Origin of the sequence: Micromonospora rhizosphaerae (genome assembly GCF_900091465.1) — a bacterium.
GTDB lineage: Bacteria > Actinomycetota > Actinomycetes > Mycobacteriales > Micromonosporaceae > Micromonospora > Micromonospora rhizosphaerae.
Genome location: NZ_FMHV01000002.1, coordinates 1,624,002 through 1,650,875 on the forward strand (window position 1 = coordinate 1,624,002; position 26,874 = coordinate 1,650,875).

Annotated in this window: 22 protein-coding genes; 7 read left to right on the forward strand and 15 right to left on the reverse strand. The window is 73.8% G+C overall.

The genetic code is table 11. The features are described 5' to 3' along the window. Positions 1–81: 81 nt before the first annotated feature. On the forward strand, positions 82–459 hold the full coding sequence (locus GA0070624_RS07960) for a DUF742 domain-containing protein (RefSeq protein WP_091348364.1): 378 nt from the start codon (positions 82–84) through the stop codon (positions 457–459). 1 nt (position 460) lies between these two features. Continuing rightward, positions 461–1,054, forward strand: a complete 594-nt coding sequence (locus tag GA0070624_RS07965) for a GTP-binding protein (protein ID WP_091338272.1) — start codon at positions 461–463, stop codon at positions 1,052–1,054. 438 nt (positions 1,055–1,492) lie between these two features. Here the strand turns inward: GA0070624_RS07965 and GA0070624_RS07970 are convergent, their stop codons facing one another. After that, positions 1,493–3,823 (reverse strand): transposase, encoded by a 2,331-nt coding sequence (locus GA0070624_RS07970; RefSeq protein WP_091338276.1) that lies wholly within the window; start codon positions 3,821–3,823, stop codon positions 1,493–1,495. 40 nt (positions 3,824–3,863) lie between these two features. Next, positions 3,864–4,832, reverse strand: coding sequence for a DNA primase (locus GA0070624_RS07975; protein WP_176731625.1), 969 nt, complete (start codon positions 4,830–4,832; stop codon positions 3,864–3,866). Positions 4,833–4,910: 78 nt separating this feature from the next. Here GA0070624_RS07975 and GA0070624_RS07980 point away from each other — a divergent pair, with 78 nt between their 5' ends. Next, positions 4,911–5,252 carry a PadR family transcriptional regulator gene (locus GA0070624_RS07980; protein WP_091338283.1) on the forward strand — a complete coding sequence of 114 codons (342 nt, stop codon included), beginning with the start codon at positions 4,911–4,913 and terminating at the stop codon, positions 5,250–5,252. A gap of 207 nt (positions 5,253–5,459) precedes the next feature. Here the strand turns inward: GA0070624_RS07980 and GA0070624_RS07985 are convergent, their stop codons facing one another. From GA0070624_RS07985 to deoC, 10 genes are all read right to left on the reverse strand, one after another. Further along, the gene (locus GA0070624_RS07985) at positions 5,460–6,131 is read right to left on the reverse strand and encodes a permease prefix domain 1-containing protein (RefSeq protein WP_091338286.1); all 672 of its coding nucleotides are present in this window, start codon (positions 6,129–6,131) and stop codon (positions 5,460–5,462) included. Positions 6,132–6,193: 62 nt separating this feature from the next. Then, the gene (gene cydC / locus GA0070624_RS07990; protein ID WP_091338288.1) at positions 6,194–8,023 is read right to left on the reverse strand and encodes a thiol reductant ABC exporter subunit CydC; all 1,830 of its coding nucleotides are present in this window, start codon (positions 8,021–8,023) and stop codon (positions 6,194–6,196) included. Further along, the gene (gene cydD, locus GA0070624_RS07995) at positions 8,020–9,699 is read right to left on the reverse strand and encodes a thiol reductant ABC exporter subunit CydD (RefSeq protein ID WP_091338290.1); all 1,680 of its coding nucleotides are present in this window, start codon (positions 9,697–9,699) and stop codon (positions 8,020–8,022) included. Before cydD ends, cydC begins: the two co-directional genes overlap by 4 nt. Then, positions 9,696–10,703, reverse strand: coding sequence for a cytochrome d ubiquinol oxidase subunit II (locus tag GA0070624_RS08000; protein ID WP_091338293.1), 1,008 nt, complete (start codon positions 10,701–10,703; stop codon positions 9,696–9,698). Before GA0070624_RS08000 ends, cydD begins: the two co-directional genes overlap by 4 nt. Positions 10,704–10,714: 11 nt before the next feature. Next, positions 10,715–11,962: a cytochrome ubiquinol oxidase subunit I gene (locus GA0070624_RS08005; RefSeq protein ID WP_091338296.1), complete on the reverse strand. Its 1,248-nt coding sequence runs from the start codon at positions 11,960–11,962 to the stop codon at positions 10,715–10,717. A 121-nt stretch (positions 11,963–12,083) separates the two neighbouring features. Next, complete coding sequence (locus tag GA0070624_RS08010; RefSeq protein WP_091338298.1) at positions 12,084–12,989, reverse strand: M56 family metallopeptidase; 906 nt, start codon at positions 12,987–12,989, stop codon at positions 12,084–12,086. Between the two features lie 10 nt (positions 12,990–12,999). Continuing rightward, on the reverse strand, positions 13,000–13,491 hold the full coding sequence (locus GA0070624_RS08015; protein ID WP_091338301.1) for a BlaI/MecI/CopY family transcriptional regulator: 492 nt from the start codon (positions 13,489–13,491) through the stop codon (positions 13,000–13,002). A gap of 43 nt (positions 13,492–13,534) precedes the next feature. After that, positions 13,535–14,359 carry an aldehyde dehydrogenase family protein gene (locus tag GA0070624_RS08020; protein ID WP_091338304.1) on the reverse strand — a complete coding sequence of 275 codons (825 nt, stop codon included), beginning with the start codon at positions 14,357–14,359 and terminating at the stop codon, positions 13,535–13,537. Then, positions 14,352–15,782: an aldehyde dehydrogenase family protein gene (locus GA0070624_RS08025; RefSeq protein ID WP_091338306.1), complete on the reverse strand. Its 1,431-nt coding sequence runs from the start codon at positions 15,780–15,782 to the stop codon at positions 14,352–14,354. Before GA0070624_RS08025 ends, GA0070624_RS08020 begins: the two co-directional genes overlap by 8 nt. Before the next feature lie 5 nt (positions 15,783–15,787). Then, positions 15,788–16,747, reverse strand: coding sequence for a deoxyribose-phosphate aldolase (gene deoC, locus GA0070624_RS08030; RefSeq protein WP_091338309.1), 960 nt, complete (start codon positions 16,745–16,747; stop codon positions 15,788–15,790). Between the two features lie 135 nt (positions 16,748–16,882). Here deoC and upp point away from each other — a divergent pair, with 135 nt between their 5' ends. Beyond that, on the forward strand, positions 16,883–17,515 hold the full coding sequence (gene upp, locus GA0070624_RS08035; protein WP_091338311.1) for a uracil phosphoribosyltransferase: 633 nt from the start codon (positions 16,883–16,885) through the stop codon (positions 17,513–17,515). Positions 17,516–17,688: 173 nt separating this feature from the next. Beyond that, positions 17,689–18,366 carry a GOLPH3/VPS74 family protein gene (locus tag GA0070624_RS08040; RefSeq protein ID WP_091338314.1) on the forward strand — a complete coding sequence of 226 codons (678 nt, stop codon included), beginning with the start codon at positions 17,689–17,691 and terminating at the stop codon, positions 18,364–18,366. Positions 18,367–18,497: 131 nt separating this feature from the next. Here the strand turns inward: GA0070624_RS08040 and GA0070624_RS08045 are convergent, their stop codons facing one another. Together GA0070624_RS08045 and GA0070624_RS08050 are read right to left on the reverse strand one after the other, a co-directional pair. Further along, a complete protein-coding gene (locus GA0070624_RS08045) occupies positions 18,498–20,165 on the reverse strand; it encodes a phospho-sugar mutase (RefSeq protein WP_091338318.1) in 1,668 nt (555 codons plus the stop codon). 49 nt (positions 20,166–20,214) lie between these two features. Next, positions 20,215–22,221 carry a serine/threonine-protein kinase gene (locus GA0070624_RS08050; protein ID WP_091338320.1) on the reverse strand — a complete coding sequence of 669 codons (2,007 nt, stop codon included), beginning with the start codon at positions 22,219–22,221 and terminating at the stop codon, positions 20,215–20,217. A 205-nt stretch (positions 22,222–22,426) separates the two neighbouring features. On the opposite strand from GA0070624_RS08050, the gene GA0070624_RS08055 reads away from it, so the two are divergent. Both GA0070624_RS08055 and GA0070624_RS08060 read left to right on the forward strand, forming a co-directional pair. Beyond that, entirely contained in the window at positions 22,427–24,010 is a 1,584-nt protein-coding gene (locus GA0070624_RS08055) for an acyl-CoA mutase large subunit family protein (RefSeq protein WP_091338323.1), read from the forward strand. A 654-nt stretch (positions 24,011–24,664) separates the two neighbouring features. Continuing rightward, a complete protein-coding gene (locus GA0070624_RS08060) occupies positions 24,665–25,924 on the forward strand; it encodes an amidohydrolase (protein ID WP_091338325.1) in 1,260 nt (419 codons plus the stop codon). Here the strand turns inward: GA0070624_RS08060 and GA0070624_RS08065 are convergent. Beyond that, entirely contained in the window at positions 25,881–26,867 is a 987-nt protein-coding gene (locus GA0070624_RS08065) for a DUF4349 domain-containing protein (RefSeq protein ID WP_091338329.1), read from the reverse strand. The genes GA0070624_RS08060 and GA0070624_RS08065 overlap by 44 nt on opposite strands. Positions 26,868–26,874 lie beyond the last annotated feature (7 nt).

Sequence of the window (26,874 nt, forward strand, 5' to 3'; positions counted from 1 at the left end):
TGGGTCAGGAGCGGCAACAACAACAACGACGGGTTCCGCCGGGGCGAGCCGGTGCCGGGTACGAAGGAGGTGAGCGGCGACATGGCCGATCGTGACGAGCCGACCGGCGCGTTGGTCCGTCCATACGCCGTTACCCGTGGTCGTACCCGTCCCCGACTCGAAATCGCCCTGGAGGCGCTCGTCGAGACGACGGTGCGCGGTCGGGCCGCTGCCAATGGCAATGGCGGCCAAGGCCGGGAGCACCAGTACATCGCCGCGCTATGCGACGGGCGCGTGCAGTCGCTCGCCGAGATCGCGGCGCGGATGCAGCTTCCGCTCGGCGTGGCCCGGGTGCTCATCGCCGACATGGCGACGGACGGCCTGGTCGCGGTCCACGAGCCGACCATTTTGGACGACTCGGACGACGCGGTGGGCACTGAACTGCTGGAGAGGGTGCTGAGTGGACTTCGCAGGCTCTGACATGTCGCACCGGCCGCCGACCCCGAGCGGGCGCGTGACGTCGGCGAAGATCGTTATCGCCGGTGGATTCGGCGTCGGGAAGACGACGCTGGTCGGCTCGGTCTCGGAGATCACGCCGCTGACGACTGAGGCCATCATGACCTCCGCCGGCGTGGGCGTCGACGACAACCGGCAGGTGCCGGGCAAGACGACCACCACGGTGGCGATGGACTTCGGCCGTATCACCATCGACCGCGACCTGATCCTGTACCTGTTCGGTACGCCGGGTCAGACCCGGTTCTGGTTCATGTGGGACGAGTTGGTCCGTGGTGCCATCGGCGCCATCGTGCTGGTCGACACGCGCCGGCTGGCCGACTGCTTCGCCGCGATCGACTTCTTCGAGCACCGGCGGCTGCCGTACCTGGTGGCCATCAACTGCTTCGACGGCATGCAGTACCACGATCCGCAGGACGTCCGGGACGCGCTGGCGATCTCCAGCGACGTCCCCGTGGTGGCCTGCGACGCCCGGAACCGGGAGTCGACGAAGCACGTGCTGATCTCGCTGGTCGAGTACGTGCTCACGATGCGTCGCTCCCGGGCGGTCGCGCCCGCCTGATCGGCGCCGCCCGCGCCCGGTGACAGCCTCGGCCGTCACCGGGCGCTTCTCGCTGTCCAGCCCCGGCGTGGACGCACCGCCGTCGCTCCGTCCGCCGTGGCGACCACGCTGGACCGACCGGGGTGGACGGTCAGGAGTACAGGGTCCAGCTGCCGTTGGGTCGTGGCCGTGCTGCCGGTCCTGGCGTTTCCGGCGCGTCGTCCGGGTGGTGGCCCTACCCGCAGGCGCTGAGCAGCAGGGTGCTCGTCGCCGCGGCGAGGACAACCCGACGGCTCAGCACGGAGGAATCGATCGCCGGTCGCCATCAGGAGTCGCCTTCCCACCCCGGCGACGCCCGCCGCCGGCTGTACCGCCGGAAGGTCTCCGGCCGCCACGACCCGGCGTCAAGTTATCCGGGTGTGGGCAGGAACACGCAGCTGGAAGGCGTCTCCGCGACGGTCAGGAACGGTAGCCGGCGGAGCGGTACTCGTACTCCCGGTCGTCGTCCCGATCGCCGGTGTCGCGGCTGAAGTCCCAGCCGCCGGCCGACTCCCGGCCGGGGCGGCCGCCGACCGCGAACCCACCGATCTCCTGACCCCGGCGCCAGCCGCGGAAGTAGCCGGTGGTGTTCTCGGCGATGCTGGCCGCGTTCCGGACGATCCGCAGTGGACGCTCTTCGCGCAGCGGCGAACCGGGGACCAGGTTGGCCTGGGGGACCCGCTTCGGCAGACCCGCCGACGTCGCCTCGCCCACCGACGGGCGGGCGGCCTGCTCGGCGGCCTGCCAGCCGGTGTCCGCGGTGGTCGACCAGTCCAGGTCGGAGTCGTCGTGCCCGATGAACCAGGCGGATTTGGCCGCGGCGAAGATGAGCAGGTCGCCATCGCCCTCGTCGGAGACGGGCGGCGGCCGGTGCTCCTTCGGCGCGGGTCGGCGCTCCGCCGGCATCGGGAGTTCGGCGCGGGACACCGGCCGGCCGTTGCGGGGGGCCTCCTCCCGCTCGACCAGCCGCAACGGCGGCGTGTCCAGGCCGGGGTCGGTCGGCGGGTTCAGATTGTCCCGCAGCGCCCGGTCGGCCAGCGGCGGTGGCTCGACGAGCCGCAGCATCGGCGGCTCCTGGGGCAGGTCGTCGGCGAGCCACGGTGGAGTGACCCGACCCGCGCCCGGATCGGTCGGCGCGTCGACCTTTCGCCCGCCCCGGTCACCGTACGGGTAGGCGGGCGGAGCGTCGGCCGGGCTGTCGGCGAGGTCGTCGCTGTTGTTGACCAGCGGCCAGTTGGCCCGGGATCCCGGGGGGGCGGACTGCTGGCCGGGGCGCGGCGCCGGCACCGGGATGCTCAGGTCGGTCGCGCTGAAGCCTCCGGTGGGCGGCGCCTTCTCGGTGGTGGTCTTGGGCCGTGGCGGAATGATGCTCCGCTGCCGCTCGGCACGGGCGCTGTTGATGGCCGCCGTGGTCAGCGTGGGCCGGAACGGCTCGCCGGCCTCGGCCGGTGGCACCGTGCCCCGCTGCGCCGGGGCGATCGGGGTGATCCCGGGCGGCGGCGGAGGCGGCGCGGAGACCGGACGGTTGCTGGGCGGGGTGATCGGCTCGCCCCGCGAGGGCGGCGCGGAGATGGGCCTGCCGTTCGCGGCGGCCGGGGTGACCGGCGCCGGGGCGACCGGCGGCGGCGCGACGGGGGCCGGGGCGACCGGTGGCGGACCGAGCGGCCGGGGCGGGAGCGGCGCGGGCCCGCCGGAGACGGGCTCCGGACGACCGCGGCGGCCCACCGGCTCGGGCTCCGCCGAGCGGACCGCCCGCAGCCCGGCACCGCTGCTGTTCGGGCCGGGCAGCTCGCCGACCGGTTCGCCGCGCCGGGCGGCGGCCCGGCGACCAGGGGCCGGGGTGCTGGCCCGGGCGGTGAGCGCGTTGACCAGCGAGTCGCAACCGGCGTCGCAGGCCCGGACGGAGGCGACCGCCTGCCGGACGGTCTCCGCCACGGCGGAGGTGAGTGCCTGGTTGACCGCCGCCCGCAGCGGCGTCTCGGAGATGGCGACCCGCAGGGCGGTCACCGCGTCGTTGATCTCGTCGGCGCCGGCGACCCCCTCGGCGGCGAGGCGCGCGGCGACGGTGTCCGCGGCGGCCGGGACCCCCCGGCCCCGACCGTTGCCGCCGCTGAGCATGCCGGGCTCCGGCAACGCGTCGAGCACGGCCAGCGAGACCGGCTCGGCCGGGTCCGGGTAGGCCCGCAGAGCGGCCGGGTAGAGCTCGCGGAGCACCTCGCGCAGCGCCACCGCGGCGGAGTGGCGCCCGCTGGCCAGCGCGGCGTGCGCGGCGAGGACCTGCTTGTAGCCGGCCAGGTTGCGGGGGGCCGGGAGGGTGACCGCGGAGAGCGCGCCGGCCTGGAGGGCTCGGGCCAGCCCGACCGCCCGGCGCTCGGCCGGCGGGGACTGCATCTCCTCCAGCGAGTCGTCGTCGGCGAAGCGCTCCGCGAAGTCGTCGACCGAGTCGTCGTCCGCGATCGCCAGCGGACGGCCCGCGGCGCTGAGCAGTGAGGTGACCGTGTGGTCGTCGCTGTCGGCGGCGATCGCCGCACCGCTCGGCCCGCCCGACCGCTCCACGAGCAGCGCGACCAGCTGGGCATAGCCAGCCGGGTCGTCGCCGACCTCGCAGACATGCAGCAGACGGCCTGCGTCGTCAACCACAGCGGACGTCAGCGTCGAACCGGCCGAAGCCGGTCGGTCGGCCGGATCCGCCGAGGCCAGACCGCAGTACACGCGCACGAGCGCCACGGCGTCGTCCTCCTCCCGGGACACAGGGCTTTCTCTGCCAGAGACTGATGCTCCCCGCTACGGGTCAGTCGCGCCAGTCCACGACGGCAGAGATCTTGCCGACAATGGTGCGCCAACCCAAACTTGCGGTTTGTGCCCCGATTTTCTTCAGGCGCCGCCGGCCCAGGAAACCACCGATTCCGCCGTTGACAGTGGCCCGCAGCGCCTCGTCCAGGTCGTCCAGGCTGGAGCCTGCGGAGAGCATGTCCAGCACGGCTGGTAGGCGCAGTGCGTACGCAACGTCACGGGCGATCTCGCCGGCCTCGATCAGGAGCGTGGGATCCCACGTGTCGTGGCCGCCGCGGAGGTTCTCCACCACCAGGTCGAGCTCGTACGTGTCCTCGTCCAGCGGGGCGATGTCGGCCGGTTCCACCCGTTCGGACAGTTCACTCCAACTGTCCAGTTGAGACAGGTCGTTGGGCGCACCGGATCGGATGAAACTGACCAGCGACTCCGGCGTCTTGAACAGCAGCAGCCGGCCCCGCTGGCTGAGGAAGACGGGCACCTCCTCGTCGCCGGCCGCCTCCTCGGCCTCCTCGTCTTCCTCCTCCTCGGCCTCGGCGCGCTGGCGGCCCTCCCGCCGCTCCTCCTCGTCCTCGGCGGACAGGGCGGCGAACTCCTCGTCGAGGATCACCACCTCCTCGTCCTCCTCGGCCTCGACGACCTGGCGACGGGCCAGGAACGGGTCCTCCTCGTCGCGCTCGGTGACGTCGGTCGGGGTCAGCTCCCGGGCCGGCCGGTACGCCCGGAGGGTGAGGCCGGTCCCGGCGGGCAGGGCGATCTCCACGGGGTCGATCCGCAGCTCGTCCCAGAGCGCGCGGGCGGCCGCGGAGCGGTCGGCGTCGACCTCGTCTGCGGCCGGCTCGGTGGTGTCGTCGAGCTCGGGCTCGTCGGCGTCGGGCCGTTGGGGCGACTGGCGGGCCACGCTGACCTCCGTGTGCTGTCGGGTTGCCCACCCGGCGACGCCTCGGCCGCCGAGTGACTCTGGGCACATACCCTAGTGGGCCACCCACCGGGGCCGGGACCGCACCCCGGTGGCGTCCCGTCCGGCGGACAAGTAGCGTTGCTACGCATGAAGGCCCAGGCGCTGCATGGACACCTGGACGCGCTGCTGCTGGCGGTGCTGGAGCAGGGCGCGCTGCACGGCTACGCGATCATCGAGGCGCTCCGGGCGCGCAGCGGCGGCACGCTGGACCTGCCCACCGGCACGATCTATCCGGCGCTCCGCAGGCTGGAGCGGGCCGGGTACGTCACCAGCTCGTGGAGCACGGTCAGCGGGCGGGAGCGGCGGACCTACCAGCTCACCGAGGCGGGCGGGCGCGCGCTGGCCGGCGAGCGGGCCGGCTGGCAGGAGTTCAGCGCCACCGTCGGCCGTTTCCTCGGCCCTGAGCAGCCACCCACCGCACCGGCCTGACCCTGCCCGGTGTCCCGCGCACATCGCACCCCCGCCCCACCCATCGCAAAGATCGTCTGCACTTCCCCGCCACGACACGCCGGCGAGACGCTCGGAGGAGTGCAGACGATCATGGGCCCAGCCCAGCCCAGCCCAGCCCAGCCAGCCCAGCCGGGCCGGGCCCGGCCGGGCCGGGCCGGGGGTCGGCGGTGCCGCCGGCGGGCTGGGTCAGCGAGTGGTGGCGAGCCAGGACCGGGCGGCGCGTCCCAGCGAGAAATAGGCAGCCCCCACCAACACCGCGCCGACGATCATCGGCGGCCAGGTCAGGGCGGCGTCCCAGAGCGCGACCGACCAGGCGAAGAGGGCGACCCCGGCGACCGAGCCAAGGGCGAGCGCGCCGGTCAGGCCCAGCCCCAGCACGCGCGCGGCGGTGGGCGCGCCGATCTCGCCTCGTCGCGCCGCCCGCGTCCCGAGCACCAGGCTGGCCAGGGCGAACCCGGCGACGGCCAGCCAGATCCAGTTCAGCGACGCGGAGAGCAGTAGGTAGATCGCGGGCGGCCGGGGGCCGTCGCTCCAACTCGACCCACGCCAGGTGAGGTCGCCTGCGGCGACCAGCGCCAAGGCCACCGCCAGGGCGCGCAGCGCCAGCCCGCGCAGGGCCGCGGCCGCCAACTCGGTCTGGTAGCCGGGGACGAGCTGGGCGGCGCTGCCGAACTCCGCCACCGCGCGCCGCTCCGCCTCCGCCGCCGGCAGCCCGCCCTCCCGGTACGCCTCGGCGGCGTCCAGCAGCGCGTGCCGCGCCTCGGTGAGCAGGTCCGCCTTGAGCCGGGCCGGCCCACGCAGGCGGCCGGCCAACTCGCTCAGGCGCTCCTCCACCAGCACGTCGTCGAACCCCCGCATGGCCCCACCCTGCCATCCGCGGCCGGGGCGACGCGTCCGGGAATATCCCCGAGAAACATTGCTCAGGGGGTCAGGGCCAGGTAGCCGCGCTCTGCCGCCTCCTGGAGCAGCCACTGCTCCCGGTACCAGCCGGGCTGGGCGACCAGCTCGGCGTGCCGACCGCGCTGCACCACCCGGCCGGCGTCGAGCACCACGATCTCGTCCAGCTCCGCCAGGCCGCTGAGCCGGTGGCTGATCAGCAGCACGGAGTGCCCGGTCGGGGTGGCGGCGAGCGCCGAGGCGAGCACCGCGTCCGCGGCCGCCGGGTCGAGCCCCTCGGTCGGCTCGTCCAGCACCAGCACCGGGGGCGCCGCCAGCAGCGCGCGGGCCAGCGCGAGCCGCTGCCGCTGGCCGCCGGAGAGCTGCCCGCCCTCCTCGCCGACCACGGTGTCCCAGCCCTCCGGCTGGGCGCGTACCCAGTCCAGCAGCCCCGCCGCGCGGGTCGCGGCGGCCAGCTCCTCCTCGTCCGCCTCGGGGCGGCCTAGCAGCAGGTTGTCCCGGACCGAGGCGTGGAAGACGTACGCCTCGGCGAGCAGTCCGCCGATCGCCCGGGGCACCTCCTCGGCCGGGTACGCGGACAGGTCGATCCCGTCCAGGGTGACCCGGCCGGCGTCGGGGCGTACCGCGCCGGTCAGCACGGCCGCCAGAGTGCTCTTGCCGGCGCCGCTCGGGCCGACCACGGCGATCCGGCGGCCGGCCGGCAGATCGAGGCTGAACCGGTCCAGGGCCGGCGCGGCCCCCTCGCGGTAGCGCACGCTCACCTGGTCGAAGCGCACGTCGTGCGGCCGGTCGGGACGCACCGTCGCCGGTCCGGCCTCCGACACCGCAGCCGGGGCGGGCTCGATGAGCAGTGCCGCGACCCGGTTCAGGCCGGCGCGCAGCTGGGTCCGCTGCCGGGCGGCGCCGACCAGGGCCAGCGCGATCTCGACGGCGGCCAGGGTGCCGACGGCCAGCACGCCGATCAGCACTCCGTCGACCCCGGCGCGGAGGGCGACGAGCACCACGGCGGCGGCGGTGGCCCCGGCGACCAGCACGCCGGCCGCGTCGACCGCGAAGCCGGTCGCGGCGAGCCGACGTTCCAGCTGGGCCAGGCGCTGCGCCCGGCGGTCGGCGGCCGCCAGGGCTCGGCCGGTCGCGCCGAAGGCGGCGAGGTCGGCGGCCCCGTGCGTCAGGTCGATGGCGTCCACGGCGAGCGCCCCGCGCAGCGGGGCCACCTCGTCGGCGCTGCGCCGGGTCACCGCCGCGGCCAGGATCGGCAGCGCCACGCCGGCCAGCAGCAGCCCGACGGCGAGCACGCCGGCGGCGGGGAGCGAGATCAGCGCGGCCCCGCCGACCGCGAGCACGCCCACCAGCGCGGCGGCCGCGCCTGGTACGAGCACCCGCAGCAGCAGGTCCTGGACCGTCTCCACGTCGGACACCAGCCGGCTCAGCGCGTCCCCGGAACGCTGTATCGCCGCGTCTCGCCGGACCGCCAGCGTGCCGAAGACCCGGGCCCGCACGTCGGTGATCATGCGGAGCACGGCGTCGTGTCCGGCGAGCCGTTCGCTGTAGCGGAACACGCCCCGGCTGATCGCCAGCGCCCGGACCGCGACGATCGCCACGGTCAACCGGTCCAGCGGCGGCCGGCCGGCGGCGCTCATCAGCAGCCAGGTGGCGGTGGCCATCAGGGCCAGCCCGGCGAGTTCGGTGGCGGTGGCGAGCAAGCCTGCCCCGACCAGCCGGCCCAGGTACGGCCGAGCCAGCCGCAGCACGATCCGCTCGGCGGCCGTGCCACCGCCCCCGGGAGTCGCTGCCCGGGCGCGTCCGGCGGTCCCAGGCTCGGACGGGTCCGGGCGCGCTGGTCCGGTGCTCATCGGTTCGCCCTTCCGGCCGGCGCCGGGGTCAGCTCGGTGACCCGGCCGTCCTCGACGCGGAGGATCCGGTCGGCGTCCTCCAGCAGCGCGGGCCGGTGCGCGACCAGCACCGCGGTGCGCCCGGCGACCAGCCGCCGGGTGGCGGCCAGCACGACGGCCTCGCTGGCGGTGTCCAACCGGGCGGTCGGCTCGTCCAGCAGCACCACCGGGGCGTCCCGGAGGAAGGCACGGGCCAGCGCGACCCGCTGCCGCTGGCCGCTGGAGAGGCCGTGCCCGCGCTCGCCGAGCACGGTGGCCAGCCCGTCAGGCAGGGCGGCGACGACCTCGTCCAGCGCCGCATCGGTGACCGCCCTGGCCAGGGCGGCGTCGGGGGCGTCCGGGGCGCCGAGGCGGATGTTGTCGGCCAGCGAGGCGGCGAAGAGGTGCGCCCGCTGGGGCACCCAGGCCACCTGGCGACGCCAGGCCTCGAGGTCGACCTCGGCGAGGTCCACCCCGTCCACGGTGACCCGGCCGCCGGTCGGCGTGACGAAGCCGAGCAAGAGGCCGAGCAGAGTGCTCTTGCCGGCGCCGCTGGGCCCGATGACCGCGATCCGCTCGCCGGGGCGGATGGTCAGCGTGACGTCCCGCAGCGCGGTGGTCCGCTCGTATTCGACGGTCACCGACTCGAAGCGGATCTCGCGGCGGCCGTCGGGTGCCGGAACGGGCTCGCGGGTCCGCGCGGGGCCGGCCGGAGGGGCGGAGATCGTGAGCGCCTCGTCCAGCGCCGTGAGCCCCTCCATGCTGGCGTGGAACCGGCTGCCGGCCGCCCGCAGCGGCAGGTACGCCTCCGGGGTGAGCAGCAGGACCAGCAGCGCGGTGGAGAGGGTGATCCCGCCGCCGAGCAGCCGGATGCCCACCGGCACCGCGACCAGCGCCACCGAGAGGGTGGCGACCAGTTCCAGCACCAGCGCGGAGAGGAAGGCGATCCGCAGCGTCCGCATGGTGGCCACCCGGTGGCCGTCGGCCATCCGGCGGACCACGTCGACCTGCGACCGGGCCCGGCCGAACGCTCGCAGCGTGGGCAGCCCGGCGACCATGTCGAGGAAGTGCCCGCCGAGCAGCGACAGCCGTCGCCACTGCCGTTCGGTGGCGGCCTGCGCCTGCCAGCCGAGCAGGGCGCCGAAGACCGGGATGAGCGGGATGGTCAGCGCGATGATCAGTGCCGAACTCCAGTCGGCGAGGACGATCCGGGCCAGCACGGCGAGCGGCACGGTGACGCTGAGCACCAGTTGGGGGAGGTAGCCGGTGAAGTAGGCGTCCAGCGCGTCCAGCCCGCGCCCGGCCAGGGTGGCGAGCTGCCCGGCCCGCTGGCCGGCGACCCAGCCCGGGCCGTGCCGGCCGACCGCGCCGAGCAGGTCCGCGCGGAGCGCCGCCTTCACCGTCGCCGCCGCCCGCGCCGCCACCGTGCCCTGGGCCCAGCTGACCAGCGCACGAGCGGCGACCGCCGCGACGAAGCCGGCCAGCGCCGGCCGGTGCAGCTGCCCGTCGACCGCGGTCGCCAGCAGCGTGGCCAGCGCGGTGGCCTGCGCGACGACCAGCAGCGCGGTCAGCCCGCCGAGCACCGCGAGCACGGCGAGGTCGCGCCGGGCCGCGGGGACCCGGCGCAGCAGACGCGGGTCGAACGGGCGGCGGTTCACCAGTACACCGGTGCCCTGCCGTCGATCCGTCCCCGGAACACCCACCAGCACATCGCCTGAAAGCCTAGTAGTGCCGGCAGGAGCGGCAGCGCAAGCCAGCCCAGCAGCCGCAGGGTGGGCCCGCTCGCGGCGGCGTCGGCCACGGTCAGGCCGCCCGCCGGCTCGACCGTGGAGACCAGCGCCCAGGGCCAGAGGGCCGCTCCGACCAGCGCCACCGGCAGCGCCAGCGCCGCGCTGGTGGCGGCGAAGGCCAGCCCGGGCCGCCCCCGGCCGAGCGCCGTCCGCGCCACCAGCAAAGCCGCGACCAGCAGCAACGGCAGGAGTACGGCGGCCAGCGGCTGCTGCGCGGCGCCGCGTACCCGGTCGGAGAGCAGGCCGAGGACGGTGGCCGCGCCGACCGCGGTGACCGCCACGGGCACCAGCCGGCGGGCCAGCCGGGCGACCGGCGCGGCGTCGGCCGCCGGCAGCCGGAGGGTGAGGAAGGTCGCACCGTGCGCCGCGACCAGCGCCACCATCGCGAGCCCGGCGGCGGCCACGAACGGGGTGAAGAGGTGGGTCACCCCGTCCACGTGGCCGTCGGCTCGCAGCGGTACGCCCTGGAGCAGGCCCGCGAGCAGCGCGCCCCAGCCCAGCGCGGCGAGCGCGCTGCCGGCGACCACCACCCGGTCCCAGCCGGCCCGCGCCCACTCGGCGGTCGGTCGGCTGCGCAGTTGGACGCCGGCGGTCACCAGGACCACCCCGGCCAGCGCCCCGATCACGGCCGGGTAGAGCCCGGAGAGCAGTTCGCCCTCCAGGGTGGGAAAGGCGCCGAAGAGGATGCCGACGGCGGCCACCAGCCAGACCTCGTTGCCGAGGAAGAACGGTCCCACCGCGTTGAGCGCGGCCCGTCGGGCAGCGGGGCTGTCCCGCCGGGCGAGGAGCAGCCCGACGCCGTAGTCGTAGCCGCCGAGGACGAGGTAGGTGGCGAAGAAGAGGCCGAGCAGGGCGTACCAGGCGAGTTCCACGGCGGGCTCCCTCAGGCGAAGACGGTACGGGGACGGGGGTCGGTCTCCGGCTCGGGCGGGCGGCCGAGGGCGGGATCATGCGCGCCCCGGGCGGCGTGCCGGACGAGCAGGACCCAGTTGGTGACGGCGAGCGTGCCGAGCAGCAGGCTGAAGCCGATCAGCGAGGTCAGCATCACCCCGGGGCCGACCGGGGAGACCGCCTGCCCGGTGGGGAGCAGGCCGTACGCCACCCAGGGCTGGCGGCCCACCTCCCGGGCGATCCAGCCGAGGATCACCGCGACGAAGGGCAGCGGCACGGCGAGCAGGATCAGCCAGAGCGGGAAGCGCAGCCGGATCACCCAGTCCCGCCAGACCAGCGGGAGCAGCAGCCACACGCAGCCGAGGGTGAAGCCGATGAGGATCATGAAGCCCAGGCCGACGTTCGCGAGGGCCGGCGGGGTGTAGTCGCCGGGGCCGAACCGCGCCGTCCACTCCGCGACCAGCGCGTCCCGCTCGGGGCCGGCGCCGAACTTGGTGGGCTGCACCTGCCCGACCGGGCCGAACTGGGCGAAGCCGAAGCCCTGCACCAGGGTGACCGCGAGCGCCGCGGTGACCAGCCCGATCCGCAGCGACTTCCGGAAGAGGTCGAAGTCGGGGGTACGCCGGATCAGGTGCCAGGCGCTGACGGCGGCCATCAGCATCCCGCCGGTGAGCAGCGCGGCGGCGACCACGTGCCCGAAGGCGAAGCCGAGGGTGGGGTTGGTGAGCAGCGCGCCGAAGTCGGTCAGGTGGGCGACGCCGTCGCGAAGCTCGTAGCCGACCGGGTGCTGGAGCCAGGAGTTGGCCACCATGATCCAGAACGCCGAGGCGTACGCGGTGAGCGCGACGCCCCAGAGCAGCGCGAGGTGGACGCCCCGGCGCAGCCGGTGCCAGCCGAAGATCCACATGCCGAGGAACGTGGACTCCAGAAAGAACGCGACCAGGGTCTCGATCGCCAGTGGCGCGCCGAAGACGTTCCCGACGTAGCGCGACAGCCCGCTCCAGTTCAGTCCGAACTGGAACTCCATCACGATGCCGGTGGCGATCCCGAGCACGTAGTTGATCACGTAGAGCTGACCCCAGAAGCGGGTCAGCCGCTCGTAGACCGGCTTGCCGGTGAGGAACCCGGCGGTCTGCAGCCCGACCAGCAGGGTGACCAGCCCCAGGGTGACCACCACGAACAGGAAGTGGATCGAGGTGGTCGTGGCGAACTGCAGACGGGCGAGGAGCAGGGTGTCCATGGCCGCTCTCCAACGGTTGGCTCGCTTTTCGTAGCGAGCCTACACGTAGATTATCTACCTATACCTACTACGCTCTGTCGTATTAAAGACTACGACATGACGTAGTAGAAGCCCGGGTGAATCAGCTCAGGAAGAGGGATATCGGCAGCGCGACCAGCATGGTCGCCACCGTCAGCGCGGCGCCGCCGATCAGGCGGGGCGGACGGTCGGGGACCAGCAGCCGCTGCACCCGCACGTCCAGGTCGCCGTCGCCCATGCCGAGCGCGCAGGCCGGCGTGATCCGGTGACCGGCCGCGGCGAACCGGCGCAGCGCACCGGCCAGCGGCTCCTCGGCGTGCAGCTCGCGGGCCTTGTCGTCGGCGCGCATCTCGACCAGCAGCGCCACTCGCTCCTGTGCGGCGCGCACCCAGCGGAGCCAGGGCAGCGCCCGGCGGAGCGCGGTGAACGGCAGCAGCACCAGGTCGTGCCGCTCCTGCGCGTGCGCCCGCTCGTGGGTCAGCACCGCCGCCAGCTCGGCCCGGTCCAGCAGGCTCAGCGTCCCGGCGCTGACCACCACCCGGGGCTTCACCCCCGGCAGGCAGTACGCCGCGGCGCTCGGATGGTCGAGCACCAGCGCGCCGGGCACGGTCGGGTCCCGACGGGCCACCAGGGTGAGCAGGTCCCGGTGCCGGCGCTGGGCGCGTACGGTGCCGTGGATGCTGCGGACGGTCGTGGTGAGCAGCACCGCGCCGATGCCGAAGCCCACCCCGACCAGGCCGAGGTGCGCCGCGCCCAGCCCGGCCGGCAGGCTGCCGTGGGCCAGGTCGTTGACGAGGGCGAGCAGCGCACTCCCGGTCGGCAGGTCGTACGCGGTGAGGCCGAGCGCCATCGGCAGGCCCATCGCGGAGAGGCCGAGCGCCAGTCCGACCGCCTGCCAGCAGACGATCGCCACGCGGGGAGCGCGCCAGGTCCAGGTGGAGGTGGCGAGGACCAGCGCGGTCAACCAGCAGGCCAGGATGGTCGCGGCGAAGTGCACGGCGTACGCCACGGCGGCCGCCCTACCGGTCCGTGGCCTCGTCGGCCGGCGCCGCCCGCCCGGCCCGAGGGGACTCGATGCGGTCGGCCAGTTCAGTCTCGACCCGGTCGGTCGGCCCGGCCTGGCGGTCGGCCGGCCCGGAGCCGGCCAGCCCGGCCTCGGCGCCCAGCGCCGCCCGGAGCACCTCCGCCTCGGTGCCGGTGACCGAGCGGGCGAAGCGCACCAGCGCCGCGTCGCGGCTGCCGCCGAGATCGAGCGCGTCGAGCATGAGCTGGGCGATGTGCGCCTCGCGGCTGGCCGCTGCCCGGTACCGCCAGGCCCGCCCCTCCCGCTCGCGCTGCACCATGCCCTTGCCGGCGAGCCGGTCCAGCACCGTCATCACCGTCGTGTACGCCAGCTCGCGGCCGGCCAACGCGTCGGCCACCTCCCGCACGGTCACCCCGTTCGACGTGCTCGGGACCGAGTCCCACAGCACGTCCATCACCGCACGTTCAAGATCCCCAAGCCGCGTCACGCCCCAATCCTACCCCCCGTAGTAGAACCTCTTCCGAGGCGACTCACACCCCCTTGGGATGCCAGACGGTCTTGGTCTCCAGGAGGGTGGTCATCCGCGTGATGCCCGGGTCGGCGAACCAGTCGTGGTCGGCGGGGGCGGGACGCAGCACCCGCTTGAGGTTCTCCGCCGCCTTGACCTCCAGCTCCGCGGCCAGCTCGGCGTCGGTCACCCCGGTCAGGTCGATCGCGTTGACGTCCATGTGCCCGGCCAGCGTCGGCACGGTCTCGGTGATCTTCCCGGTGAGCAGGTTGACCACGCCACCGGGCAGGTCGGAGGTGGCCAGCACCTCGGCCAGGGTCACCGCCGCCAGCGGCTGCGACGGCGAGGCCGCCACCACCACGGTGTTGCCGGTGACGATCGCCGGGGCGATCACGCTGACCAGGCCGAGCAGCGCCGGCTGCTCGGGGGCCACCACGGCCACCACGCCGGTCGGCTCCGGCGCCGAGAGGTTGAAGTACGGCCCGGCGACCGGGTTGGCGCCGCCGTAGACCTGGGGGAGCTTGTCGGACCAGCCGGCGTACCAGACCCAGCGGTCGATCGCCGCGTCGACCTCGTCACCAGGGACGCCGAGGCCGACGAACTGGTCGCGCCGGCCCTCCAGCATCTCGGCCACCCGGTAGAGGATCTGACCCCGGTTGTACGCGGTCGCCCCGGCCCAGCCCTTCACGGCGGCCCGGGCGGCGACCACCGCGTCCCGCGCGTCCTTGCGGGAGGCCAGTACGACGTTGGAGTCCTGCACGAGATACGACCGTCCCGACTCGCTGCGCGGGAACTTCCCGCCGATGAAGAGCTTGTACGTCTTGCGTACCGCGACCCGCTCAGACATTGAGGTACGCCTCCAGCCCGTGCCGGCCGCCCTCGCGACCGTAGCCCGACTCCTTGTAGCCGCCGAACGGCGAGGTGGGGTCGAACTTGTTGAACGTGTTGGCCCAGACCACCCCGGCGCGGAGCCGGTCGGCCATCCAGAGGATCCGGGAGCCCTTGTCGGTCCAGATCCCGGCCGACAACCCGTACGGCGTGTTGTTGGCCTTCTCCACGGCCTCGGCCGGGGTGCGGAAGGTGAGCACGGAGAGCACCGGGCCGAAGATCTCCTCGCGGGCGATCCGGTGCGCCTGGGTGACCCCGGTGAAGATGGTCGGGGCGAACCAGAAGCCCCGGTCCGGCAGGTCGCACGGGGGCGACCAGCGCTCGGCGCCCTCGGCGGCACCGGCCTCGGAGAGCTCCCGGATCCGCTCCAGCTGGGCGGCCGAGTTGATCGCGCCGATGTCGGTGTTCTTGTCCAGCGGGTCGCCCACCCGGAGCTGGGCCATCCGCCGCTTGAGCGACTCCAGTACGCGGTCGGCGACCGACTCCTGAACCAGCAGGCGGGAGCCGGCGCAGCAGACGTGCCCCTGGTTGAAGAAGATGCCGTTGACGATCCCCTCGACCGCCTGGTCGACCGGGGCATCGTCGAAGACGATGTTGGCGGCCTTGCCGCCCAGCTCCAGGGTGAGCTTCTTGCGGCTGCCGGCGACCGCGCGGGCGATGGCCCGGCCGACCTCGGTCGAGCCGGTGAAGGCGACCTTGTCCACGCCCGGGTGCTCGACCAGCGCCCGGCCCGTGTCGCCGGCGCCGGTGACGATGTTGACCACGCCGGCCGGGAGGTCGGCCTGCTGGCAGATCTCGGCGAAGAGCAGCGCGGTGAGCGGGGTGGTCTCGGCCGGCTTCAGCACCACCGTGTTGCCGGCGGCCAGCGCCGGGGCGATCTTCCAGGCCAGCATCAGCAGCGGGAAGTTCCACGGGATGACCTGGGCGGCCACGCCGAGCGGCCGCGGGTTCGGGCCGAAGCCCGCGTGGGGCAGCTTGTCGGCCCAGCCCGCGTAGTAGAAGAAGTGCGCGGCGACCAGCGGCAGGTCGACGTCCCGGGACTCCTTGATCGGCTTGCCGTTGTCCAGCGACTCCAGCACGGCCAGCTCGCGGGAGCGCTCCTGGATGATCCGGGCGATCCGGAACAGGTACTTGGCCCGGTCGCGGCCCGGCATCGGACCCCAGACCTTCTGGTACGCCTCGCGGGCGGCGCGGACCGCCCGATCCACGTCCTGCGGGCCGGCCTCGGCGACCTCCGCCAGGACCTCCTCGGAGGCCGGGTTGATCGACTTGAAGCTGCCGCCGTCGGTCGGGTCCACGAACTCCCCGTTGACGAAGAGCCCGTACGAGGGCTTGATGTCCACCACCGAGCGGGACTCAGGGGCGGGTGCGTATTCGAACATCGCTGTCAGTCCAGGGTGAAGTAGTCGGGACCGGAGTAGACGCCGGTCTTCAGCTTGGTGCGCTGCATCAGCAGGTCGTTGAGCAGGCTGGAGGCGCCGAACCGGAACCAGTCCGGGTCCAGCCAGTCCGGGCCGACCGTCTCGTTGACCATGACCAGGTACTTGATGGCGTCCTTGGTGGTCCGGATGCCGCCGGCCGGCTTCACGCCGACCTGCCGCCCGGTGGCGGCGCGGAAGTCGCGGACCGCCTCCAGCATCACCAGGGTCACCGGCGGGGTGGCCGCGATCGGGACCTTGCCGGTGGAGGTCTTGATGAAGTCGCCGCCGGCCAGCATGGCCAGCCACGAGATCCGGCGCACGTTGTCGTACGTGGCGAGCTCGCCGGTCTCCAGGATCACCTTGAGATGGGCGTCTCCGCACGCCTCCTTGGTGGCCACGATCTCGTCGTAGACCTCCTTGTAGCGGCCGGCCAGGAACGCGCTCCGGTTGATGACCATGTCGATCTCGTCGGCACCGGCCTCGACGGCCGCCCGGGTGTCGGCGAGCTTGACCTCCAGCGGCGCCTGACCGGACGGGAACGCGGTCGCCACGCTGGCCAGGTGCACGCTGGATCCGCGCAGCACCTCGGCGACGTACGGGACCATCGTCGGGTAGACGCAGACCGCGCCGACGTGCGGGCAGCTCAGGTCGGCCGGGTCGGGGCGCAGCGCCTTGGCAGCGAGCGCGCGCACCCTGCCGGGCGTGTCCGCGCCCTCGAGGGTGGTCAGGTCGACCATCCGGATGGCCAGGTCGATGGCCTGGGCCTTGGCGGTGGTCTTGATGGAGCGGGTGCCGAGCTGTGCCGCCCGCTGCTCCGCGCCGACCTGGTCCACGCCGGGCAGGCCGTGCAGGAAGGTCCGCAGAGCGGTCTCGGATCGTCCCAGCTCGGAGAGTTCCGACCGGGCCGACGTCGCTGTCGCCGTCATGCTCCGAATACTACGCATCCTCCGGACGAGTGATCTTGATCACGGTCACCTCCGTGAAGCGCCACACGTGAGCGGCATCGCTGGTGACCCCGCAGTGGCGGTGCCGACGGGTGCGGACCGGTAGGTTGAGCGATCGTGGACGTACACGTCATTGACCACCCGCTCGCCCAGTCGCGGCTGACCGCCATGCGGGACGCCCGGACCGACTCCGCGTCGTTCCGGTTCGCGCTGCACGAACTCACCACCATGCTGGTGTACGAGGCGGCGCGCTCCTTCCCGGTCGAGAAGTACTCGATCCAGACCCCGGTCACCGCCGCCGAGGGCACCCGGCTGGCCAGCCCGCCGCTGCTGGTGCCGGTGCTGCGGGCCGGTCTCGGCATGGCCGACGCCGCCCTCGCGCTGCTGCCCGAGTCGTCGATGGGCTTCGTCGGCCTGGCCCGCGACGAGCGGACGTTCGAGCCGCGCGCGTACATGGAGTCGCTGCCGCGCGACCTGACCGGCCTGCCGGTGCTGGTGCTCGACCCGATGCTGGCCACCGGCGGCTCGCTGGAGCACAGCTGCCGGCTGCTCGCCGACCGTGGCTGCACCGACATCACCGTGCTCTGCGTGCTCGCCGCGCCGGTCGGCATCGAGCGGCTGGCGAAGTCCGGCCTGCCGCTGCGGCTGGTCACCGCCTCGATCGACGAGGGCCTCAACGACCGGATGTTCATCGTCCCGGGCCTCGGCGACGCGGGTGACCGTCAGTTCGGCGGCATGCCCCGCTTCTGACCCGCCGCGGCCCCTCGGGGCGCCTGCCGCGCCGCCTCTCGGCGGGGCAGATTCACGGAATGAGGGCCCATTCCGCGGGGGATGCGCCCTCATTCCGTGAATCAGTCGAGCCCGGGCCGGCTCGTGGGCGAGTCGGTGCGAGGGGGCGCGGGCAGGCGCTACCGTCTCGGGCCATGACTGGTGTTGCGCTCGCCGAAGAGCTGCTGCTCCTCGCCTATGACGACGAAACCGGCAAGGCGACCATGCCGCGGATCAGCCTGGACCTGGGGATGGCCGCCGCGGTGCTGATCGAGCTGGCCCTGGCCGGCCGGATCGCGTACGCCGAGGGATCCCTGGCGGTGACCGACCCCACGCCCATCGGCGAGCCGGTCGCCGACGAGGTGCTCGCCCGGATCGCCGCCGACACCCCGCACACCCCGTCGTCCTGGGTACAGCGACTGCGGCACGGCCTGCGCGACCGGATCCTCGGCGACCTGTGCCGGCAGGGCGTGGTTCGGGACGTCGACGAGACCGAGCTGGGCTTCATCCACGTCCACCGCTACCCGGTCGCCGACGCCTCAGTCGAGGCGGACATCCGCCGCCGGCTGGCCGAGGCGCTCACCAGCGGCCAGCTGCCGGACGAGCGGACGGCCGCGCTGGCCACCCTGGTCGCGGTGCTGCGGATGGAGCCGGCGCTCGGGCTGACCGGCGACGACGCCCGGGACGCCCGCCGCCGGCTGGAGGAGATCGCCGGCGGCGCCGGCTTCGCCGGCAACATCAGCCTCGACGACTCGGTGGTCCGCCCGTCCGTCGGCCTGGTCGTCGCGGCCCTCGGTCAGGCGGTGGACGCCGCGCTCGGCAGACGGGACTGATCCCGCGGAACCGTGCCGCGTCTCGGACGTGCGCGGGGTCAGCGTCTCGGACGCGGGCGGGGACGGCGTCCCGGGGCGTGTGCGGGGACGCGGCCCGGACGCGCGCGCCGAGACACGCCCCGGACCGTACGTCAGAGGCCGAGGGCGGTGGCGGTCTCCGCGCGGAGGGCGGCGACCGCGGCGGTCGCCCGCTGCCGGGCCGCGGCCACGTCGCCGTCCGCGACCGGCTCCACCACCTCGAGGTACGCCTTGAGCTTGGGCTCCGTGCCGGAGGGTCGGATCACCGCCCGGGCCGCCTCGGTCCGCAGGATCACCACGTCGGCCTCAGGGAGCAGGTCCGTCGACTCGGTCACCGGTTGCCCGAGCAGCGTCCGCGGGGTGGCCGCCCGGATTCGGGTCATCATCCCGGCGATCATCCGCAGGTCCTCGACCCGGACCGAGAGCTGGTCGGTGTGGTGCACGCCGAACTCGGCGGCCAGTTCGTCGAGCCGGTCGGTGAGGGTGCGCCCCTGCGCCTTCAGGCCCGCCGCCAGCTCGGCGACCATGAGGGCGGCGGTGATGCCGTCCTTGTCCCGGACGTGGTCCGGCGCGACGCAGTAGCCGAGCGCCTCCTCGTAGCCGAAGACCAGCGGCTCGGCGCCGCCACCGGCCCGGACGATCCACTTGAACCCGGTCAGCGTCTCGTCGTACGGCAGGCCCCGCGCGGCGCACATCGCCCGGAGCAGGGACGACGACACGATGGTGGTGGCGTAGAGGCCACGGACGCCCCGGCGCATCAGGTGGTCGGCGAGCAGGGCGCCGACCTCGTCCCCGCGGAGCATCCGCCAGCCCCCGCCGGCGTCCCGCACGGCGACGGCGCAGCGGTCCGCGTCCGGGTCGTTGGCGATGGCGACGTCCGCCCCGGTCGAGTCCGCCAGCGCCACCAGCTTGTCCACCGCGCCCGGCTCCTCCGGGTTGGGGAAGTTGACCGTGGGGAAGGCGGGGTCCGGCTCGGCCTGCTCGGGCACCATGCCCGGGATCGCGAGACCGGCCCGGGCGAAGGCGGCGGTCAGCACCGAGGCGCCCACCCCGTGCAGCGGCGTGTACGCCACCTTCAGGTCCCGCGGCCCGTCCGGGGCGATCACCGCGGCGGCCCGCTCCACGTAGGACGCGACCAGGTCGTCGCCGAGCACCTCGCCGGCCGGGCCGAGCGGCACCTGGGTCAGCGGACCGACGGACCGGATCGCGGCCTCGATGCCGGCGTCGGCCGGCGGCACGATCTGCGCGCCCGCGCCGAGTTCCCCGCCGAGCTGTGCGCCCAGATAGACCTTGTAGCCGTTGTCCTGGGGCGGGTTGTGACTGGCCGTGACCATGACGCCGGCCACCGCCCCGAGGTGCCGGACCGCGTACGCCAGCACCGGGGTGGGCAGCGGCCGGGGCAGCAGCAGCGCGGGTCGGCCCGCGCCGGTGGCCACCTGGGCGGTGCGCTCGGCGAACGCCCGGGAACCGTACCGGGCGTCGTACCCGATCACCAGCGGGCCGGTGGCGCCCTGGTCGGCGAGCCAGTTGACCAGCCCGGCGGCGGCCTGGGTGACCACCGCGAGGTTCATCCCGTTCGGCCCGGCGCGCAGCGGGCCGCGCAGCCCGGCGGTGCCGAAGCTCAGCGGCCCGGCGAACCGGTCGGCGAGCTCCCGCGCGCTGGCCGGCAGCTCGTCGAGTACCGCCCGCAGCTCGTCCCGGCTGGCCGGGTCCGGGTCGTCGTCGAGCCAACGCCGGGCCTGCTCGCGAAGTTCGTCAAGGTCAGTGGTTTCCGCCGCCATGGCCTCTTGATAGCACGGCGGCGGATCACCACGGTCCGTTGCCCTCGGCTCAGTTGGCCGCGGTGAACTGGAAGGACTTCACCATCGCGTCGAAGATCGGCTTGCTGTCGCCGAACTTGGCGTCCGTCGAGGTGAGGTAGAACGAGTAGATCTTGCCGTCGTGCGCCACCCCGCGCCACACCCCGTGCCGCATGGTGTCGCCCTCGCCGCAGGTGTACTCGAACTCGGCCGCCGGCTCGCCGGCCAGCTCCGGCTGCGACGTGGAGAGCTGGTTGTACGGCTCGGCGCAGGACTTGCTCCGGTCCTTGAGATTCTTCGAGGCGGACTCCGCCCAGCGCTCCGAGGAACCCGACCACGGCTCGGCGAGGATGCGCACCTTGCGGCCGCTGTCCTCCGGGTCGATGTAGTCCACCCAGTTGCCGGCGCTCTTGCGCTCCCAGCCCTTCGGCACCTGGATCGTGACGCCCTTGGCCGAGTGCTCCTGCATCTCCACGCCCGGCCCGGCCGGGGCGGTCGCGGTGGGCAGCGTGGTGACGATCGGCCGGTTCGGCTGGCCACCGTCGCTGAACAGGGCGACCGCGGCGACCAGCAGCAGCACACCCAGTCCGCCGGCCGCGGCGAGCTTGGCCTTGCGCGGCCAGCCCTTCACCGTGCCGACCAGCCGCCCGCCGGCACCCTTCACCGCGCCGATCGAGTTGGCCGAGCCGGGCGCGGTGGCTGGCGAGGTCCACGGCTGCCCGCTGCCCGGCACGGACCACTGGCCGCCGCCGTACACCGGCTGGGTGGCCTCGGCGGCGCGGCCGTACACCGGCTGGGTGGCCTCCGCCGCCGCACCCTGCCCGAAGCGCTGGGTCACGTCCGGGGCGATCCGCTGGGTCGCGGCGGGCGCGCCCGCGCGTCCCGGCATCGCGCCCGTCGGGGTGTGCAGGGGACCGGCCAGCGCGTCCGCGCTGGTCTCGTCGAGCGCGGCGGCACCCGCGGCCGCCGACTCGGGGCGCTCGCCCCGGCGCAGCGCGGCCAGCCGGTCGGTCAGCGACTCGCCGGGGGCGATCATGGCCCGACCGCCGATCTGGCCGGTCGGCTTCGGCTCCGCCGCGGCCACGGGCGGCGGCGCGGACAGCCGCTGCGCCGGCACCACGGCGTACGGGTCGGTGACCGAGTTGACCGCGGTGGCGGTGCTGGTCAGCGGGCCGGCCAGCAGCTCGCGCAGCATCCCCCGGGCGGTGTGCACGTCCAGCCGGCGGGCCGGGTCCTTCTCCAGCAGCCCCATCAGCACCTGGGTCAGCGGGCCGCTACGCTGCGGCGTGGCCGGCGGGTCCTCGACCACGGAATGCATGGTCTCGATCGGGTCGCCCTTGTCGAACGGGGGCCGCCCCTCCACGGCGGTGTAGAGCGTGACGCCCAGCGAGAAGAGGTCGCTCGGCGGGCCGAAATCCTGGCCCATCGCCCGCTCCGGGGAGATGAAGTGCGGCGAGCCGAGCACCATGCCGGGGGTGGTGAGCTGCACGTCGGTGGGCATCCGGGCCACCCCGAAGTCGGTCAGCACGCAGCGCCCGTCGGAGCAGATCAGCACGTTGGCCGGCTTGACGTCGCGGTGCAGCACGCCGATCGCATGCGCCACCTCCAACGCGCCGAGCAGCGCGATGCCGATCTTGGCGACCACGCGGGGCGCGATCGGCCCGTCCTCGATCACCATGTCGGCGAGGCTGCGGGCGTCCAGCAGCTCCATCACGATCCACGGCCGACCACCCTCGGTGACCACGTCGTAGACCTGGACCACGGCGGGGTGCTGGATCGCGGCGGCCGCGCGGGCCTCGCGGAGGGTGCGTTCGTACATCGCGTCGCGGTCGCTCGGGGCCAGCCCCGGGGGGAGGACGACCTCCTTGACCGCCACATCGCGGCGCAACAGCGTGTCGGTGGCACGCCAGACCGTGCCCATGCCGCCGTTGCCGACCGCCGAGCGCAGCGAGTAGCGACCACCGATGGTGGTGCCGGGTGCCGCGCGTCCGTTGGGGGGACTGACTGGTCCGCCGTTCCACGTCGGGATCTGAGTCACAGAAAGGCCACCGGGGGATGTCGAGGGGGCTGGCACACAACCCCCCTATCTTGCTGGTTCCAACGGCCGAAGCGAAACCCGACGCGGCCGACGTTCACCTACTGGACGGTACGTCGTCAGGTGTTGACCGCTCGTCGATCTCTGTCGACGTGGGTGTGCGGTATCCCTCACCCATCGACGCCTCGCCGCGTCCTACCATCCGGTAATGAGCGAACGGCGGTCAAGCGAGTCCGGTTTTCCGATCAAGGGCGTCTACACGGCGGCCGACCTTCCGGAGGACCTGGACTCCCGGCTGGGCGCCCCGGGCGAGTTCCCGTACACCCGTGGGGTCTACCCCACCATGTACACCTCCCGTCCGTGGACGATGCGGCAGTACGCCGGCTTCGGCACCGCCACCGAGTCCAACGCGCGGTACCACCAGTTGTTGCGGGCCGGGACGATGGGCCTCTCGGTCGCCTTCGACCTGCCCACCCAGATGGGCTACGACTCCGACGACCCGATCGCGCACGGCGAGGTGGGCAAGGTCGGCGTCGCCATCGACTCCATCGAGGACATGCGGCTGCTCTTCGACGGCATCCCGCTGGACAAGGTCTCCACCTCGATGACGATCAACGCGCCCGGCTCGGTGCTGCTCCTGCTCTACCAGCTCGTCGCCGAGGAGTCGGGGGTGCCGGGCTCGGCCCTCAGCGGCACCATCCAGAACGACATCCTCAAGGAGTACATCGCCCGGGGGACCTACATCTTCCCGCCGAAGCCCTCGCTGCGCCTGGTCGCCGACACGTTCGGCTACTGCCGCAAGGAGGTGCCGAAGTGGAACACCATCTCCATCTCGGGCTACCACATGGCCGAGGCCGGCGCGACGCCCGCGCAGGAGATCGCCTTCACCCTGGCCAACGGCGTGGAGTACGTCCGCGCCGCGCTCGCCGCCGGGCTGGCCGTGGACGACTTCGCGCCCCGGCTGTCGTTCTTCTTCGTCGCCCGGACCACCCTGCTCGAGGAGGTCGCCAAGTTCCGCGCGGCCCGGGGGATCTGGGCCCGGCTGATGCGCGACGAGTTCGGGGCCAAGGACCCGAAGTCGATGATGCTGCGGTTCCACACCCAGACCGCGGGCGTGCAGCTCACCGCCCAGCAGCCCGAGGTCAACCTGGTCCGGGTGGCGATCCAGGGGCTCGGCGCGGTGCTGGGCGGCACCCAGTCGCTGCACACCAACAGCTTCGACGAGGCGATCGCGCTGCCCACCGAGAAGGCGGCCCGGTTGGCGCTGCGTACCCAGCAGGTGCTGGCGTACGAGACCGACCTGACCGCCACCGTCGACCCGTTCGCCGGGTCGTACCTGGTGGAGGCGATGACCGCCGAGATCGAGGCGGCCGCCGACGACCTGATGCAGCGGGTCTTCGACCACGGCTCGGCGGTGGACGCCATCGAGGCCGGGTTCCAGAAGCGGGAGATCGAGCAGTCCGCGTACCGGATCGCGCAGGAGATCGACTCCGGCGAGCGGGTGGTGGTCGGGCTCAACCGGTTCCAGATCGACGAGGAGGAGCCGTACGAGCCGCTGCGGGTGGACCCGGCGATCGAGGCGGCCCAGGCGGAGCGGCTGGCCAGGCTCCGGTCGGAGCGGGACAACGCCGCGGTGGAGCGGACCCTCGCCGAGCTGCGGACCGCCGCCTCGGGCACCGAGAACGTGCTCTACCCGATGAAGGAGGCGCTGCGGGCCCGGGCCACCGTCGGCGAGGTCTGCGGGACGCTGCGCGAGGTGTGGGGGACGTACCGGCCGAGCGACCGGTTCTGACGTCCCGCCGACGGCGGCCGGACGCCGGTGCCCGCGACGGCGCCGGCGCGAGGCCGCCGTCCGCTTGCTGAGCTGCGGGAACGGCCTCGCCGGACGTCGCTCGGGAGCGCTACAGTCGATGGTCTCCCCGCACGTTCAGCGGAGCGGTGGTTACCGGCCGGACCTCCCGGGCGACGTCGCCCGGCCGAGTCCGCCGGGTCCGGGGCAGCGCGGCCCGCCGCACGTTGCGTGTGCCCCTCGGGTTTACGGGTAACCCGTCCGGGTGAACGGGACGGACAGCGTGTGCGATCGCGCGCGAGGCTGCCATGTCACCTTCGGGAGTCGCCCGGCCGCCGAGCGTCGTCGGTTAATTGCCCGACTGGCAGTTAATCGAAGCGACTAATGCGACAATTCGGAACGACGGCTCCGGTGCCGACGCTGATTTCGTGACCGCCGAATCGGTTACGCGTTGTAGGAGGTGTGGGGCAGATGACGGCGTTCGACCGCGATCTACCTGCTGTCCCGCAGATATTGCAGCCCCCTTACCTGGGCATTCGTGACGCTGTGCGGTCCGACCGCTACAGGAAAGATGTTGCGCAGCGTCACCGCCGGAGGTCTAGGCTGTCTGCTGTTCTTCCCGAAGATCCATCCATCACTAGTGATCGAGAATTCGACGTGACGAGTGCGTTGACGCTGCCCGCGGGCAGCCAGCTGGCGTCGTCCTGGCCGGAGGCGCCATCCGGGTCCCAGCCCCTGCCCTTCGAGCTCGACCATCTGCTCGCCCTCCGGGTACCCGGCCTCATCGCCACCCGCCGTCACATCCACTCCCACCCGGAACTCTCCGGTGAGGAGTTCGAGACGGCGGCCCTGATCGCCCGGGAACTCTCCCTGGCCGGGCTGAACCCGCGCCTGCTGCCCAAGGGCAACGGCGTCATCTGCGACATCGACGGGCGCCCGGACGGCCCCGTGATCGCGCTCCGCGCCGACATCGACGCGCTGCCGCTGACCGACCCGAAGGACGTCCCGTACCGATCCACGGTGGACGGCGTCTGCCACGCCTGCGGGCACGACGTGCACACCGCGGTGATGCTCGGCGTCGGCATGCTGCTGGCCCAGCTCGCCGACCTCGGCCAGCTCGACGGCCGGGTCCGGCTCATCTTCCAGCCGGCCGAGGAGATCCTGCCCTGCGGCTCGCTGGAGGTCATCGAGGCCGGTGGCCTCGACGACGTGGTGCAGATCTTCGCCCTGCACTGCGACCCGAACCTTCCGGTCGGCAAGATCGGCCTGCGGGTCGGCCCGATCACCGCGGCCGCCGACAACGTCACCGTCCGGCTCACCGGCCCGGGCGGACACACCGCCCGCCCGCACCTGACCGTGGACCTGGTCGACGCGCTCGGCCGGCTGGTCACCGAGGTGCCGACCCTGGTCAGTCGCCGGGTGCCGGCCAACAGCGGGCTGCTGCTGGTCTTCGGCCACGCCTCGGCCGGCACCCGCTACAACGTCATCCCGTCCGAGGCCTGCGCCGCCGGCACCCTGCGGGTGATGGACCGCGACACCTGGGAGCAGGCCCCCAAGATCGTCGCTCAGGTGGTCCAGGACGTCATGGCGCCCACCGGCGCGACCGTCGACCTGGAATACCTCCGTGGCCGCCCGCCGGTCAGCAACGACGCCCGCGCCATCGGCGTGCTGACCGCCGCGACCGCGGCCGCGCTCGGCCCCGAGGGGATCGCGGAGACCCCGCAGAGCATGGGCGGTGAGGACTTCTCCTGGTACCTCGAGCACGTGCCCGGCGCGCTCGCCCGCCTCGGCGTCGGACGGGCCGGTCCCAACGTGGACCTGCACCGGGCCTCGTTCGACGTGGACGAGCGCGCCATCCCGGTCGGCGTACGCCTCATGGTGCAGACCGCGTTGCGGGCACTGGCGGCGGCGCGGTAGGCGACGGGCCACCCAGCGGGCCGGTCGGCAGCGGACCGACCGGCGGCGCGCCGACCGGCGCCGGACCGGCCGGCGGCGTCCGCCGCCGGCGGTGCCGGCGCCACACCCGGACCAGGAGCACCAGCGGTACGCCGAGCGCCACCAGCCACGGCAGCAGCGCGCCGAGCACGGTGAGCAGCACGGTCATCGAGGCGAGGAAGACCTCCCAGCCACCCCGCAGCCCGACCAGGAAGCCGATCTCCGTCTTCTCCTCGGCGGTCGAGGCGTCCGGCCCGACGAAGGTCACCGTGATGGTGGAGAGCGTGGTCAGGTCGCCCAGCCGGCGCTTCTTCGCCTCCAGCGAGGCGAGGTCGGCCTCCCGCTTGGCCAGCTCACCCTCCAGCGACACCAGTTCGCTGATCGAGCCGGCCCGGTCGAGCAGCTTGCGCGCGTTCTCCACCCGGGCGCGCTGGCTGGTGATCCGCGCGTCCAGGTCGATCGTCTCCTCGGTGACGTCCTGGGTGTGCACCTCGCGCCGCTGCTGCCGACCGAGCTTGGCCAGCTCGTCGATCACCGCCGTGAACTTCGCCGCCGGCACCCGCAGCTCCAGCTCGGCCCGGGCGTCCGCCGCCTCGCTGCGCCGCTGGTCGCCGCCGACGAACCCGCCGGCTGCGGTGACCGTGGCGATCGCGTCCCGGGCCGCCCGCTCCACGTCGTCCACCTGGACCTGCATCGTTCCGGTGTAGATGATCGACCGCTGATCCACCCGAAGGTCCGGCGCGCCCGCGCCGGCCTGGCCCGGCGCCGCCTGGTCCCGTTCCGCCGCCCCGCCGGCCGGCGCCTCGGCGGCCGTACCGCGGCCGCCGTTGGAACCTCCCGCGCCGCAACCCCCTGCGAGCAGCACCGCGACCAACCCCACCGCCATCAGGGGTACGCCCCGACGACGTCCTTCTCGTACGCTCATCCCCGCT

What these genes read in the sequence shown, in the direction of transcription:
- deoC (WP_091338309.1), bottom strand. Translation starts at nt 16,747, where the DNA reads ATGACGGCGACAGCGACGTCGGCCCGGTCGGAACTCTCCGAGCTGGGA.
- GA0070624_RS08020 (WP_091338304.1), bottom strand. Translation starts at nt 14,359, where the DNA reads ATGTCTGAGCGGGTCGCGGTACGCAAGACGTACAAGCTCTTCATCGGC.
- GA0070624_RS07980 (WP_091338283.1), top strand. Translation starts at nt 4,911, where the DNA reads ATGAAGGCCCAGGCGCTGCATGGACACCTGGACGCGCTGCTGCTGGCG.
- GA0070624_RS07985 (WP_091338286.1), bottom strand. Translation starts at nt 6,131, where the DNA reads ATGCGGGGGTTCGACGACGTGCTGGTGGAGGAGCGCCTGAGCGAGTTG.
- GA0070624_RS08045 (WP_091338318.1), bottom strand. Translation starts at nt 20,165, where the DNA reads ATGGCGGCGGAAACCACTGACCTTGACGAACTTCGCGAGCAGGCCCGG.
- GA0070624_RS08055 (WP_091338323.1), top strand. Translation starts at nt 22,427, where the DNA reads ATGAGCGAACGGCGGTCAAGCGAGTCCGGTTTTCCGATCAAGGGCGTC.
- GA0070624_RS07975 (WP_176731625.1), bottom strand. Translation starts at nt 4,832, where the DNA reads ATGTGCCCAGAGTCACTCGGCGGCCGAGGCGTCGCCGGGTGGGCAACC.
- GA0070624_RS07960 (WP_091348364.1), top strand. Translation starts at nt 82, where the DNA reads ATGGCCGATCGTGACGAGCCGACCGGCGCGTTGGTCCGTCCATACGCC.
- GA0070624_RS08005 (WP_091338296.1), bottom strand. Translation starts at nt 11,962, where the DNA reads ATGGACACCCTGCTCCTCGCCCGTCTGCAGTTCGCCACGACCACCTCG.
- GA0070624_RS07965 (WP_091338272.1), top strand. Translation starts at nt 461, where the DNA reads ATGTCGCACCGGCCGCCGACCCCGAGCGGGCGCGTGACGTCGGCGAAG.
- GA0070624_RS08065 (WP_091338329.1), bottom strand. Translation starts at nt 26,867, where the DNA reads ATGAGCGTACGAGAAGGACGTCGTCGGGGCGTACCCCTGATGGCGGTG.
- cydC (WP_091338288.1), bottom strand. Translation starts at nt 8,023, where the DNA reads ATGAGCACCGGACCAGCGCGCCCGGACCCGTCCGAGCCTGGGACCGCC.
- GA0070624_RS08025 (WP_091338306.1), bottom strand. Translation starts at nt 15,782, where the DNA reads ATGTTCGAATACGCACCCGCCCCTGAGTCCCGCTCGGTGGTGGACATC.
- GA0070624_RS08040 (WP_091338314.1), top strand. Translation starts at nt 17,689, where the DNA reads ATGACTGGTGTTGCGCTCGCCGAAGAGCTGCTGCTCCTCGCCTATGAC.